Origin of the sequence: Paraburkholderia sp. CNPSo 3076 (assembly GCF_026343935.1) — a bacterium.
GTDB lineage: Bacteria > Pseudomonadota > Gammaproteobacteria > Burkholderiales > Burkholderiaceae > Paraburkholderia > Paraburkholderia nodosa.
In genome coordinates this window covers 284075-296862 of record NZ_JAPMAL010000003.1, presented here as the reverse complement: position 1 = coordinate 296862, position 12788 = coordinate 284075, and the positions used below count along the sequence as shown (strand labels likewise).

Sequence of the window (12788 nt, the reverse complement as noted above, 5' to 3'; positions counted from 1 at the left end):
AGGCCTCCTTACTGCGTGAGCACGACGCCGCTGGCCGGCGACCAGGACACGTAGACATCGTCGTTCCAGGCGGGCGCGCCCTCGTTCATGAGGTGCGAGCTGGAGAGGTTCGAGACGACCACCTTGCCGCCCGGCAGACGTACGTGATAAAGCGAATAGCTGCCCATGTAGGCGACATCCGTGACCACGCCGCGCGCCCAGTTGTGCGGCGTGCCAGGCTTTTCGCGCGTCACGCGCACGCGCTCCGGCCGCACCGAAATGCCCACGGGCATGCCGAGCGGGCCGCTCACGCCGTGGCTCACGTACATGCGCGTTTCGAGGTCTTCGCTTTCCACGAAGATGTGATCCGGCTCGTCCTCGACGACCTTGCCTTCGAACAGGTTGGTCGAGCCGATGAACTCGGCCGAGAAGCGGCTGTTGGGGAATTCGTAGACTTCGCCTGGCGAGCCGATCTGGACGATGCGGCCTTCGCTCATCACCGCGAGGCGGTTGGCCATGGTCATCGCCTCTTCCTGATCGTGCGTGACCATCACACAGGTGACATCGACTTTCTCGATGATGTTCACGAGTTCGAGCTGGGTCTTCTGGCGGATCTTCTTGTCGAGCGCCGACATCGGTTCGTCGAGCAGCAGGAGCTTGGGGCGCTTCACGAGCGAGCGTGCCAGCGCCACGCGCTGCTGCTGGCCGCCGGAAAGCTGATGGGGTTTGCGCCTGGCGTAGCGGCCCATCTGCACGAGGTTGAGCGCGTCGGCCACGCGCTCGCGAATTTCGTTCTTCGGCACGCCTTCTTGCTTGAGGCCGAACGCGACGTTCGACTCCACGCTCATGTGCGGGAAGAGCGCATACGACTGGAACATCATGTTGACGGGGCGGCGGTACGGCGGCAGCGACGCGAGGTCTTCGCCATCGACGAAGATGCGGCCCGACGTGGCCGTTTCGAGGCCCGCGAGCATGCGCAGCAAGGTGGACTTGCCGCAGCCCGAACTCCCGAGCAATGCAAAAAGCTCGTTCTTGGCGATGTTCAGGCTCACGTTGTCCACGGCGGTGCTCTCGCCGAACTTCTTGACGACGTTTTCGATGCGCACGAACGCATCGTTCGTTGCCGGGGTCGCGTCGGCGCGCGGCGCTTCTGGAGCGTTGACTTTAGACGTCGAATTCATGATCTGACCTTGGTTCCTTTCTGATCGCAGTACACGTTTTTCAGGCGCGAGCCGGCTCGCACGGGGCGCTGGCGCGACTCGCGATTAGTACTGCGAACGGAGCTCGGGAAAGGCTCGCGCGCGTCGTCAAAAATGGGGGGCGGCGCCGCGCGGCCTGACTTCGGAATTGCGCACTTCAGGCGGAGAGGGGTCGAGCGATCCCTCTTCCGCGTCGTCTCCTTCTTGTTTCCTTCAGGGGGGAATCAGCGTGTCAGCGGCCGGTCTTCAACTGGGCCCACAGACGGTTTTCGAGGCGCAGGATGTCGGCCGGCATCGGCTTCATCAGCGTCATCTTCTTGAGGACGTCTTCCGACGGGTACACCGTCGCGTCCTGCGCGACAGCCGGCGTGACGAACTGGCGTGCGGCCTTGTTCGCCGTCGGGTAGAACACTTCGTTGGTGATCTGCGCGTTGACCTTCGGGTCCGAGATGTAGTTGATCCACTTCATCGCGTTTTCGGGGTGCGGTGCATCCTTGGGCACGACCATCACGTCGAACCACAGCAGGCCGCCTTCCTTCATGTTCGAGAACTTGACGTCATACGAGCGCTTGGCTTCCTCGGCGCGGCGGTGCGCGATGCCGACGTCGCCCGACCATGCCACGGCTACGCAGATATCGTTGTTCACGAGGTCGTTGATATAGCCCGACGAATTGAACTGGGTGATATACGGGCGGACTTTCTTCAGCACTTCGAATGCGGCCTGATAGTCGGCGGGGTTCGTGCTGTTGGGGTCCTTGTGCATGTATTGCAGCGTGGCGGCGAACACGTCCACGGCCTGGTCGAGGAACGACACGCCGCAGCCCTTGAGCTTCGAGAGATTTTGCGGATCGAGCACGAGCGCCCAGCTATCGACCGGTGCGTTCGGTCCGAGCGCCTTTTCCACCGCCTGTTTGTTGTAGCCGATGCCGTCGGTGCCGAACGCCCAGGGCACGCCGTACTGATTGCCCGGGTCGGCGTCGGCGATCATGTGCATGAGCACGGGATCGAGGTTCGCGAGGTTGGGGATCTTCGACTTGTCGAGCTTCTGGTAGACGCCGGCCTGAATCTGCTTAGCCATGTAGTTCGAGGTGGGCACGACGATGTCGTAGCCCGAGCTGCCGGCCAGCAGCTTGGCTTGCAGCGTGTCGTCGCTGTCGTAGTTGTCGTACTTCACCTTGATGCCGTCTTCCTTTTCGAAGTTCGGGATCGTGTCTTTCGCAATGTAGTCGGACCAGTTGTAGACGTTCAGATCGCCGTCGGCCGCGTGCGCTGGCTCGCTCGGAATGGCCGTGAGGCCTGCACACGCTGCGAGGGCCGCGATCGCGACCGCATGACGAAGATGACTAACACTCATGTTGCTTTCCCCTGAAGATGAAGATCGGCGGGAGGCCCAGCACCCCGTTGCGCCGCCCGCCGTGGACAAGTCGCGTTAAGAAAGACCCAGTTGTTGCGCAGTTGCGTCGATGGCCTTCTTCGCCTTCGACACGATTTCATCGATCTCGCCGCGCGTGACGACGAGCGGCGGCGAGAGCAGCATGCGGTCGCCCGTGGCGCGCATGATGAGGTTGCCGTTGAAGCAGAAGTCGCGGCAGAGCGTGCCCACATCGCCGCCATTCGCGAAGCGCTTGCGCGCCTTCGGATCTTCGGCGAGCTGCAGGCCCGCCACGAGACCCGCGCCCGAGATGTCGCCGATGATCGGATGATTGGCGAACGTCTCGCGCAGGCGTTGCTGGAAGTACGGGCCGGTGTCGTTCTTCACGCGCGTGACGATGCCTTCGTCGCGCAGCAGCTTGAGGTTCGCCACGGCCACGGCGGCGGCGACCGGATGCCCCGAGTACGTGAGGCCGTGATTGAACTCGCCGTTCTCGATGAGCGCCTTCGCAATGCGGTCGTGAATGCCCACTGCGCCCATCGGCACATAGCCGCTCGTGAGGCCCTTGGCCATCGTGATGAGGTCGGGCTCGAAGCCGAAGTGCTGATGCGCGAACCATTCGCCGGTGCGGCCAAACCCGCCGATCACTTCGTCGGCGCAGAGCAGGATGTCGTACTTGCGGCAGATGCGCTGAATTTCCGGCCAGTAGGTCGAGGGCGGGAAGATCACGCCGCCCGCGCCCTGGAACGGTTCGCCGATGAAGGCGGCCACGTTCTCCGCGCCCACTTCGAGAATCTTCGCTTCGAGCTGCTGCGCGCGCGCGAGGCCGAACTCCTCGGGCGACAGGTTGCCTTGCGCTTCGCCATAGAAGTACGGCTGGTCGATGTGCACGATGTTCTCGACCTTCGAGGGCATCTGCTCGTGCATGTAGCCCATGCCGCCCAGCGTGCCGCCTGCGATGGTCGAACCGTGATACGCGTTCCGGCGTGAGATGACGACCTTCTTCGAGGACTTGCCTTGCGTGTGCCAGTACTGATGCACGATGCGCAGCACCGTGTCGTTGCCTTCGGAGCCGCTGTTGCAATAGAAGAAGTGGTTGAACGGCTCGGGCGAAAGCTGTGCGAGCAGCGCCGACAATTCGATGACCGGCGGGTGCGTCGTCTTGAAGAACGTGTTGTAGAAGGGCAGTTCCTGCATTTGCTCGTAGGCGGCGTCGGCCAGTTCCTTGCGGCCATAACCCACGTTCACGCACCAGAGCCCGGCCATGCCGTCGATGATCTGGTTGCCTTCCGAGTCCCACAGGTACACGCCTTTCGCTTTCACGATCACGCGGCTGCCTGTCTTGTTGAGCGAGCCCATGTCGGAAAACGGGTGAATGTGATGCGCGGCGTCCAGCGCGCGATACTCGCTCGTCGAGCGCGTCGTTCGGCTGGATTGCGCGCGCAGCGTGGTCGGCACGTCCTGCAGCGCGCTGGCGGGGGCGTCGATTCGATAGCTCATTGCTGTCTCTCCTTTCGTCTACACGTGCAGCAGCAGGTGCTTGCGTTCCCACGAACTGATCACGCGGAAATAGGCTTCGTATTCGGTTTCCTTGAGCGCGAGGTAGGCGCGCACGAACTTCTCGCCGAGAATGTCCTTGAGCGGCTCGCACGAGCCCATCAGCGTGAGGCCTTCTTCGAGGTTGCGCGGCAACTGGTAGGGCAGCGAGTAGCCGTCGCTCACGAGCGGCTCGGTGGGCTTGAGATGCTGCGTCATGCCCAGATAGCCTGCGGCCAGCGTGCCGGCGATCGCGAGGTACGGGTTGGTGTCCACGCCGGGAATGCGGTTTTCCACGCGGCGCGCAGCCGGCGACGAATACGGCACGCGGAAGCCCACCGTGCGGTTGTCGTAGCCCCATGCCACGTTGATCGGCGCGGCCATGAAACGCGAAAGGCGGCGATACGAGTTGATGTACGGTGCGAAGATCGGCATGAGCGCGGGCGTGTACTTCTGCATGCCCGCGATATACGCGTAGAACATGTCCGTCGGCTTGCCGTCCGAACCCGTGAAGAGGTTCTGGCCGCTTTCCGCCGAAACGAGGCTCTGGTGCACGTGCATGGCCGAGCCCGGCTCGTTCTCCATGGGCTTCGCCATGAAGGTGGCGTACATGTGGTGGCGCAGCGCCGCTTCACGCACCGTGCGCTTGAAGAGGAACACGCGGTCGGCGAGATTGAGCGGATCGCCATGCAGGAAGTTGATTTCCATCTGCGCCGCGCCCACTTCGTGGATGAGCGTATCGACTTCGAGGCCCTGAATATCGCAGTACTCGTAGATGTCTTCGAAAAGCGGGTCGAACTCGTTCACCGCTTCGATCGAATAGGCCTGACGGCCCGTTTCCGGACGGCCCGTACGGCCGATGGGCGGCGCGAGCGGAATATCTGGATCCTTATTCATATCGACGAGATAGAACTCGAGTTCGGGCGCGATCACCGGCTTCCAGCCCTTCGCGGCATAAAGGTCGAGCACGCGGCGCAGCACGCGGCGCGGCGAGATCTCGACCGGCGTGCCGTCGAAATGCACGCAGTCGTGAATCACTTGTGCGGTGGGATCGATGGCCCACGGAATGATGCGGATCGTCGAGGGGTCGGGCACACACACCATGTCGGGGTCGGTGACTCCCGTAAGGCTCCCGTCTTCGGGGTAATCGCCCGTCACGGTCTGGATCATCACGGCTTGCGGCAAGCGCATCGACTCGCCCGATTCGAACTTGCTGCGCGGGATGATCTTGCCGCGCGCAATGCCCGCCATGTCGGGGATGATCGCTTCGATTTCGGTGATGTGGTGCTTTTTGAGGAATTCGTCGATTTCATGCATGATGGGTTCTCTCTGTTCTGTATGGGCCGGCATCAGGCGTGGGCGGTGCGCGGCGCGTGCGCCACGTCGTGTCCGGCCCCGCCCGGTATTCGGGCCAGCATGTGGTTGCGGCAGGCTTCGCCGAACGCGTGGAAGATGGCGGTGGACAGCGCGTCGTCGGCATATTTCCATTCGGGGTGCCACTGCACGCCAAGCGCGAAGCGCTGTGCGTTCGCGACGCTCACGGCTTCGATGAGGCCGTCGGGTGCGAAGCCTTCAGCCACGAGGCCCGCGCCCAGCCGTTCGATGCCCTGGCCGTGCAGCGAATTCACGCGTGCTTCGCGCGCGCCCCCCGCAATCTGCTGCAGCACACCGCCTTCCACGAGCTTCAACGCGTGCGCCGGACCGTATTGCGTGTCGAGCGGATCGTCCTTGTTCTCGCGGTGGTCGTCGTAGCGTGCAACGTTGTGCACCTGCTGATGCAGCGTGCCGCCGAACACCACGTTCATCTCCTGGAAGCCGCGGCAGATGGCGAGCACCGGCACGCCAGCCTCGATCGCGGCGCGCATGAGCGGCAGCGTGGTGGCGTCGCGAGCGGGGTCGTGCAGCGTGCCGCTCTCGCTTGCCGGGCCGCCATAACGGTGCGGCTCGACATTCGAATAGCTGCCCGTGAAAAGCAGTCCATCCACGGCTTCGAGAATGTCGGCCGCAGCCTGCCGCTCGCCCAGGGCGGGCAGTACGAATGCGAGTACGCCTGCTCCATCCACAGCCGCGGCGATGTACTTCTCGCCGGCAACATGCGACGCGTGCGGTCCCATCATCGTGCGGTCGGCAGTAACGCCAACTACTGGTCTGGTTCGCATGACTAATGATTCGCTTGCTTGCCCGTGCGCGGTGTGTCGGCGCTACGGGCGTGACATGACCTTGCAGCCTTGCGGGACGCAAGGCTGCAAACCCTGTGTGCTCCGCGCAGCGGCGCTAACGGATGGCGCTGCGCGTGGAGATCATGTAGGCGGTTCGTTTCTTGCCGTTGTGAGGCGCGACGGTGTTCAGGCGTGCGCAGCCACATCGCGAAGGCGTGACAAGACACTTCGCGAACCAACGACGGCGAAGAAAACGAACGGCGCGGGAAGGAGAGGCGCTAGGGCAGAAGCGACGCGACTTCGTCCGTGTGGACGGCAATGAAGGCGCGTGCGGAGACCGAGTTGTGACGCCGCACTGAGCGGCGGGAAAGGATCGTGAAGACGGACAGGAACAGGCGAGAGGCAAGCCTGCCGCTACTGCCGTCGGCGATGGCGGAGCAGTCACTGCGAAGACACCTCGCATGACTACGATCCCACCTCACCAGAGGGCCACGGACTCTCACAATAACACTCGACTGGTTGCGTTGAAAAAGACGTCTGGTTAAAGCATTCGAGGTCGTAATATGAGTGAGGCATTAAACATTGAACGACATCGATGTATTGCTTTCCAAACTCAGCCGACTTGCTATGTTTCTCGCATAAAACGCGGTTTTTGCGTTGCAACGCGGCAGAAACGATGCAGTGTTCGACCTGTAGTCCAGCATATACGAGCCAAAAAGGGCGTCAATTATTTTTTCAAGTTTTTGATGTCAGCACTTTCCCCGAGAGCCCTGTGAATTAGCACGCTGTGCGAAATATCGGCTCCTGCACTTATATTTCGAATAACTTACAGGGGTTTGTACTGACGCAAAATAAAGCAAACTGATTAGAATAATCAACACGTCCACCGCGCCCTGTCCACGCGGTCTCACCCCCAACGGTCCTTCATCGTGTCCGAGTCCGCTTCTGTGTCGTCCGAAGTCGCCACGCGCCTGCGCTATGTTCGCAAACGCTATGGCTTGTCGCAGCGCGAACTCGCCAAGCGCGCGGGCGTGACCAATGGCGCGATCTCGCTGATCGAGCAAAGTCGTGTCAGTCCCTCTGTGGGCTCGCTCAAGAAGCTGCTCGAATGCATACCGATGAGCCTCGCCGAATTCTTCACATTTGACCTGACCGAAGGGACAGAAGTCGTGTCGCGGCGCGGCGAAATGCCGAACCTCGGCAACGAGTCGATCGAGTTCTATCTGGCCGGCGCGAATGTGAAGGACCGCAACATGGGCATCATGCGCGAGGTCTATCAGCCGCTTGCCGATACCGGCCCTGAAATGCTGGTGCACGCGGGGCACGAAGGCGGTGTGGTGGTCGCCGGGCAACTCGAACTGACCGTGGAGAGCACGACGTGGCTGCTCGACCCCGGAGACAGCTACTACTTCGAAAGCCGCTTCCCGCACCGGTTTCGCAATCCGAGCGCGAACGAAGTCTGCGAAGTGGTGTCGGCCAATTCGCCGCCCACCTTCTGACCCCCTGATCGCGCGAACCCGTTTCACCTGACGCCGCGTTGCGGCGTGCAAGGTGGATCGCAAATCATTGAGGCATCCTGATGGAAAAGAAAACTTTGGCTTACTGGCAAGACAAGGCCGCGACGCTTTCGATCGAAGGCCGCGCATTCATCGACGGCGCGTATCGCGACGCGTATTCGGGCCGCACGTTCGATTGCGTGAGCCCGATCGACGGCCGCGAGCTCGCGAGTGTCGCCGATTGCGGCGCAGCCGATGTCGATGCCGCGGTCGGCGCTGCTCGCCGCGCGTTCGGCGCAGGGGTATGGGCAGGCCTGAATCCGCGTGCGCGTAAGGCCGTGCTGCTGCGCTGGGCCGCGCTCATGCGCGAGCATCTCGACGAACTCGCGCTGCTCGAAACGCTAGACGCAGGCAAGCCGATTGGCGACACGACGACCGTGGACGTGCCGGGCGCGGCTTATTGCGTGGAATGGTTCGCCGAAGCCATTGACAAGGTGGGCGGCGAAGTCGTGCCCGCCGATCATCATCTCGTGGGCCTCGTCACGCGCGAGCCCATTGGCGTGGTCGCCGCCGTCGTGCCGTGGAATTTCCCGATCCTGATGGCCTCGTGGAAGTTCGGACCCGCGCTCGCGGCGGGCAACAGCGTCGTGCTCAAGCCTTCGGAGAAGTCGCCGCTCACGGCCATTCGCGTGGCGCAACTCGCGCACGAGGCCGGCATTCCGGCGGGCGTGTTCAACGTGCTGCCGGGCGGCGGGGAGCCCGGCAAACTGCTCGGCCTGCACCGCGATGTGGACTGCATTGCGTTCACGGGCTCGACGAACGTGGGCAAGCAGATCATGCAGTATGCGGGCCAGTCGAACCTCAAGCGCGTTTGGCTGGAGCTGGGCGGGAAGTCGCCCAATATCGTGCTGCACGATTGCCCGGATCTCGACCGTGCGGCGAGTGCGGCGGCGGGCGCCATCTTCTACAACATGGGTGAAATGTGTACGGCGGGCTCGCGCTTGCTGGTCCATCACGAGATCAAGGACGTATTCCTTGCGAAGCTCGTCGAGGCGGCGAAGGCCTATAAGCCTGGGAATCCTCTCGATCCCGAGGTGTCGATGGGCGCGATCATCGACAAGATTCAGCTGGAGCGGGTGCTGAGCTATATCGAAGCCGGCCGCAAGGACTCGAAGCTGCTGACCGGCGGCGAACGTGTGAATGCCCAAGGCGGCGGCTTCTACGTGGAACCCACGGTGTTCGATACGCATCACGACACGAAGATCGCGCGCGAGGAAATCTTCGGGCCGGTGCTGTCGGTCATCACGTTCAGCACGATCGATGAAGCGGTGCGCATTGCCAACGACAGTGACTACGGGCTCGCGGCTGCGGTCTGGACCGCGAACCTCACGCACGCGCATGAAATTTCGCGCAGGCTGCGCGCGGGCACGGTGTGGGTGAACTGCTACGACGAAGGGGGGGACATGAACTTCCCGTTCGGCGGCTTCAAGGAATCCGGCAACGGCCGCGACAAGTCGTTGCACGCGCTCGAAAAGTACACGGAACTCAAGTCCACGCTCGTGCGCCTGCGCTAACGCGCGTTATCGCATCGAGTTACCGCTCCACCAGCGCGCCGAGATTGGCGCGCACCCGCTGAAGCATCGCGCTGAACTGCTCGGCTTCTTCAGGCGTGAAGCCCGCCAGGGCTTCCGCCTGGACTTCGTCGCCCACGCGGCGTGCGCCCGTGAGCACGCCTTCCGCCTTGGGCGTGAGGCTCACCAGCCATTCGCGACGGTCGTCCGGGTTGGGCGTGCGCGCGACCCAGCCGCCTTCTTCCATGCGCTCGAGCAGTCGCCCCGCGGAAATGGGCGCCACTTCCAGCAGTTCGGCGAGGCGCGCCTGGTTCATGTCGCCGTAGTGCGCGAGGTACGCGATCATGCGGCACTGCGCGCGCGTGAGTTCGAGCGACGACTTCGCAAGCTCGTCGTAACGTTTGCCATAGAGCCGGCCCACGTCGACGACCAGGAAGCCAAAGCGCTTTTCGAGGTCGGTAGTCATCGCGCGATTATACGGGCGGGCGGCGTGCGCCTTCTCGCGAGCGTCCTCTGCCTGGCGATACCGATTGCGTCGGCGGGGGCGAGTCGTATAATAAGCAGGCTTATTAATTCGGCACGCTCCGCCCCCAATCAAGATAGCCGCAAGACAACCGCACGATGACCGCAGTCATGCAGGACGGCGCCGCCGCGCAGCATCGGGCGGAGTCGGGCAAGGAAGCCCCGCTCAATCGCGGCATGATCACGCTCTCGATCATGCTCGCCACGCTGATGCAGACGCTGGACAGCACGATCGCCAATGTCGCGCTGCCGCACATGCAGGGCACGCTGTCTGCCTCCCAGGACGAGATCACCTGGGTGCTCACCTCGTATATCGTCGCGGCCGCCATTGCGACGCCGCTCACGGGCTGGCTCGCCGACCGCTACGGCGTGAAGCGGTTGCTGGGAGTCGCGATTGCGGGCTTCACCGTGGCCTCTGCGCTATGCGGGCTTTCCGAAACGCTCGGCGAGATCGTCGCTTCGCGGCTGTTGCAGGGCGTGTTCGGCGCGTCGCTCGTGCCGCTCTCGCAGTCCATTCTTCTTGACATCAATCCGCGCGAGCGCCAGGGTCAGGCCATGGCGGTGTGGGGCATGGGCGTGATGGTCGGCCCCGTGCTAGGGCCAACGCTCGGCGGCTGGCTTACGGATAGCTACAACTGGCGCTGGGTGTTTTTCATCAACGTGCCGGTGGGCCTGTTCGCGTTTTTTGGCGTCTCGACGTTCATGCCCGCGCGTGTGCCGGGCCGCACTCAGCGCTTCGACGTATTCGGCTTCGCCACGCTCGCGCTTGCCATCGGCGCGCTGCAGGCCTTGCTCGACCGCGGCGAGCAGCTCGACTGGTTCGGCTCGCTGGAGATCCGCATCGAGGCGCTGGTTGCGGCCATTGCCTTTGCGTTCTTCATCGTGCATACGGCCACCTCGGGGCCCGGCACGTTCTTTCGCTACCAACTGCTCAAGGACCGCAACTTCGCGACGGGCACACTCTTCATCTTCGTGATCGGCGCGGTGCTCTACGCCACGCGCGCGCTGCTGCCGCCCATGCTGCAGAACCTCATGGGCTATCCGGTCGCCACTACGGGGCTTGTGACCGCGCCCAGCGGCGCGGGCACCATGGTCGCCATGCTGATAGCGGGGCGCATACTGAAACGCGTGGACGCGCGCGTCATGCTGTTGTTCGGCTTCATGGTTTCCGCGTACGCGCTTTGGCAAATGATGCAGTACACGCTGGTGCTCTCGCCCTCGGATATCGTGTGGCCGGGCGTGGTCCAGGGCTTTGGCCTCGGCTTCGTGTTCGTGCCGCTTTCCGCGCTGACTTTCTCGACGCTGACACCGCAACTGCGCGCGGATGGCACGGCCACCTATAGCCTCATGCGCAACATCGGCAGCAGTATCGGCATTTCGATCGTGCAGACATTCGTCACGCGCGGCACGCAGATCGCACATTCGGACCTCGCCGCGAACATCACGCCGTTCAATCCGGCGGTTCAGCAGATGCTCGAAAGCGGTTCGCGGTACGATCTCGCCGTGCTCAACCAGTCGATCACGCAGCAGGCTCAGATGATCGCGTATCTGAACGACTTCAAGATGATGTTCGTGGCGACGCTGCTCGTGATTCCGCTGCTCTTTCTGATCCGCACCGGCCCGAGCGCCGCCACCGTCGATACGAGTCACGCGGCGATGGATTAGCGAAACTGTTCGTCCTCCGTTTCACTCTGGCGCGCGGCACGTCCGCGCGCTTTGCATTCACGACTCACGATGTTTTCTGCCGTCTCCATTCTCCTGCCGGTTTTCGGCCTCATTTTCGCGGGCTTCGCCTGCCGTCGCACGAATGTCCTCGGCCCCGCCGCGGCTTCCGAGCTGAACCGCTTCGTCGTGTGGCTCGCGCTTCCCGCGCTGCTCTTCGATATCCTTGCGCACGCAACGTGGCACGAGCTGTATCAGCCGGCGTTCGTCGCCGCGTTCGATCTTGCGGGGCTCGCCGTGTTCATCGCCGTGGTGGGCGCGCGCGTGTTCCTCGGCCGCCCGCTCGCGGATGCGAGCATCGACGGGCTTGCCGCCGCCTATCCGAATACCGGCTACGTGGGCTTCCCGCTGTGCATGATCGCATTCGGGCCGTCGAGCCTCACGCCCACGACCATCGCGACGATCCTCGTGGTCTGCGTGCTGTTCGCCATCGCGATCGTGCTGATCGAAACGGGGCTGCAAAGCGAGCGGCGTCCGCACCGGCTTGCCATCAAGGTCGTGCGCTCGCTCCTGCGCAATCCGCTGCTGGTTGCGCCGGCGCTGGGGGCGATCGTTTCGGCCGCGCACGTCACGCTGCCCGCTAGCGCGGAAACGCTCCTCAAGCTGCTGGGCGGTGCGGCGAGCCCGTGCGCGCTCGTCAGCCTCGGGCTCTTTCTCGCCGAACGCCGCGCGAGCGGCGAGGCGCCGCGTGAGTCGTCGTGGTGGCTCACGTTCTGCAAGCTCGTTGCGCAGCCGCTGCTTACGTGGTGGCTGGCCGATCGCGTATTCGGGCTGCCCGACCAGCTCGTGGAAATCGCGGTGTTGCTCGCGGCGCTCCCCACGGGCACCGGCCCGTTCATGCTCGCCGAGTACTACCGGCGCGAAGCGCACGTGACTTCGCGCACCATTTTGCATTCCACGCTCGGTTCGCTGGTTACGCTCACGCTGATTCTGCTGCATCTGCACCACGGCTGAAAGCCGGTCGAGGCACGAGGCTTGCTGGCATGAAAGCCACTACCATCGATCAGGAGAATCGACGATGAACTGGCTACGACGCTCAAGCGCCGCGCGCGCCTCACTCGTCATCACCGTCGTGCTCACGGTTGCGGGCACGGGAGCTTGCACGCTGGGCGGCGCCGCCGCGGGCGGCTATGTCGGCAACCGGGCCACCAACGGCAGCGCGGTCGGCACCGTGGGCGGCGCCGTGGCCGGCGGCGTGATCGGCCATGAACTAAGCAAGTAGGCGCAGCGCG

The 12788-nt window shown here is 63.5% G+C and carries 12 protein-coding genes; 5 read left to right on the top strand and 7 right to left on the bottom strand.

The annotated features are described in order from the left end of the window. Window positions 1-8: 8 nt before the first annotated feature. The 6 genes from M3A49_RS05185 to M3A49_RS05160 form a co-directional block, all read right to left on the bottom strand. Window positions 9-1160, bottom strand: a complete 1152-nt coding sequence (locus M3A49_RS05185) for a polyamine ABC transporter ATP-binding protein (RefSeq protein ID WP_266227715.1) — start codon at window positions 1158-1160, stop codon at window positions 9-11. Window positions 1161-1410: 250 nt separating this feature from the next. Next, window positions 1411-2532, bottom strand: a complete 1122-nt coding sequence (locus M3A49_RS05180; protein WP_266227714.1) for a polyamine ABC transporter substrate-binding protein — start codon at window positions 2530-2532, stop codon at window positions 1411-1413. A 75-nt stretch (window positions 2533-2607) separates the two neighbouring features. After that, the gene (locus M3A49_RS05175; protein ID WP_266227713.1) at window positions 2608-4050 is read right to left on the bottom strand and encodes an aspartate aminotransferase family protein; all 1443 of its coding nucleotides are present in this window, start codon (window positions 4048-4050) and stop codon (window positions 2608-2610) included. Between the two features lie 18 nt (window positions 4051-4068). After that, the gene (locus M3A49_RS05170) at window positions 4069-5403 is read right to left on the bottom strand and encodes a glutamine synthetase family protein (RefSeq protein WP_266227712.1); all 1335 of its coding nucleotides are present in this window, start codon (window positions 5401-5403) and stop codon (window positions 4069-4071) included. Window positions 5404-5435: 32 nt separating this feature from the next. Beyond that, window positions 5436-6245 carry a gamma-glutamyl-gamma-aminobutyrate hydrolase family protein gene (locus M3A49_RS05165; RefSeq protein WP_266227711.1) on the bottom strand — a complete coding sequence of 270 codons (810 nt, stop codon included), beginning with the start codon at window positions 6243-6245 and terminating at the stop codon, window positions 5436-5438. Between the two features lie 278 nt (window positions 6246-6523). Then, on the bottom strand, window positions 6524-6748 hold the full coding sequence (locus M3A49_RS05160) for a hypothetical protein (protein WP_233271840.1): 225 nt from the start codon (window positions 6746-6748) through the stop codon (window positions 6524-6526). Between the two features lie 444 nt (window positions 6749-7192). Between M3A49_RS05160 and M3A49_RS05155 the strand changes: the two genes are divergently transcribed. Beyond that, on the top strand, window positions 7193-7744 hold the full coding sequence (locus M3A49_RS05155) for a cupin domain-containing protein (protein WP_028202752.1): 552 nt from the start codon (window positions 7193-7195) through the stop codon (window positions 7742-7744). 80 nt (window positions 7745-7824) lie between these two features. Next, window positions 7825-9315, top strand: a complete 1491-nt coding sequence (locus M3A49_RS05150; RefSeq protein WP_266227710.1) for an aldehyde dehydrogenase — start codon at window positions 7825-7827, stop codon at window positions 9313-9315. A 19-nt stretch (window positions 9316-9334) separates the two neighbouring features. Here the strand turns inward: M3A49_RS05150 and M3A49_RS05145 are convergent, their stop codons facing one another. Then, window positions 9335-9778: a MarR family winged helix-turn-helix transcriptional regulator gene (locus M3A49_RS05145; protein WP_254333113.1), complete on the bottom strand. Its 444-nt coding sequence runs from the start codon at window positions 9776-9778 to the stop codon at window positions 9335-9337. A 233-nt stretch (window positions 9779-10011) separates the two neighbouring features. On the opposite strand from M3A49_RS05145, the gene M3A49_RS05140 reads away from it, so the two are divergent. The 3 genes from M3A49_RS05140 (at window position 10012) to M3A49_RS05130 (ending at window position 12778) form a co-directional block, all read left to right on the top strand. Further along, on the top strand, window positions 10012-11499 hold the full coding sequence (locus M3A49_RS05140) for a DHA2 family efflux MFS transporter permease subunit (RefSeq protein WP_266227840.1): 1488 nt from the start codon (window positions 10012-10014) through the stop codon (window positions 11497-11499). A gap of 69 nt (window positions 11500-11568) precedes the next feature. Continuing rightward, complete coding sequence (locus tag M3A49_RS05135) at window positions 11569-12510, top strand: AEC family transporter (RefSeq protein ID WP_266227709.1); 942 nt, start codon at window positions 11569-11571, stop codon at window positions 12508-12510. A gap of 64 nt (window positions 12511-12574) precedes the next feature. Continuing rightward, window positions 12575-12778 carry a glycine zipper 2TM domain-containing protein gene (locus M3A49_RS05130; protein WP_254353597.1) on the top strand — a complete coding sequence of 68 codons (204 nt, stop codon included), beginning with the start codon at window positions 12575-12577 and terminating at the stop codon, window positions 12776-12778. Window positions 12779-12788 lie beyond the last annotated feature (10 nt).

Bases quoted from the DNA above. Each gene is read 5' to 3' on its own strand.
- M3A49_RS05185 (WP_266227715.1), bottom strand. From the start codon at position 1,160: ATGAATTCGACGTCTAAAGTCAACGCTCCAGAAGCGCCGCGCGCCGAC.
- M3A49_RS05180 (WP_266227714.1), bottom strand. From the start codon at position 2,532: ATGAGTGTTAGTCATCTTCGTCATGCGGTCGCGATCGCGGCCCTCGCA.
- M3A49_RS05175 (WP_266227713.1), bottom strand. From the start codon at position 4,050: ATGAGCTATCGAATCGACGCCCCCGCCAGCGCGCTGCAGGACGTGCCG.
- M3A49_RS05170 (WP_266227712.1), bottom strand. From the start codon at position 5,403: ATGCATGAAATCGACGAATTCCTCAAAAAGCACCACATCACCGAAATC.
- M3A49_RS05165 (WP_266227711.1), bottom strand. From the start codon at position 6,245: ATGCGAACCAGACCAGTAGTTGGCGTTACTGCCGACCGCACGATGATG.
- M3A49_RS05150 (WP_266227710.1), top strand. From the start codon at position 7,825: ATGGAAAAGAAAACTTTGGCTTACTGGCAAGACAAGGCCGCGACGCTT.
- M3A49_RS05145 (WP_254333113.1), bottom strand. From the start codon at position 9,778: ATGACTACCGACCTCGAAAAGCGCTTTGGCTTCCTGGTCGTCGACGTG.
- M3A49_RS05140 (WP_266227840.1), top strand. From the start codon at position 10,012: ATGATCACGCTCTCGATCATGCTCGCCACGCTGATGCAGACGCTGGAC.
- M3A49_RS05135 (WP_266227709.1), top strand. From the start codon at position 11,569: ATGTTTTCTGCCGTCTCCATTCTCCTGCCGGTTTTCGGCCTCATTTTC.
- M3A49_RS05130 (WP_254353597.1), top strand. From the start codon at position 12,575: ATGAACTGGCTACGACGCTCAAGCGCCGCGCGCGCCTCACTCGTCATC.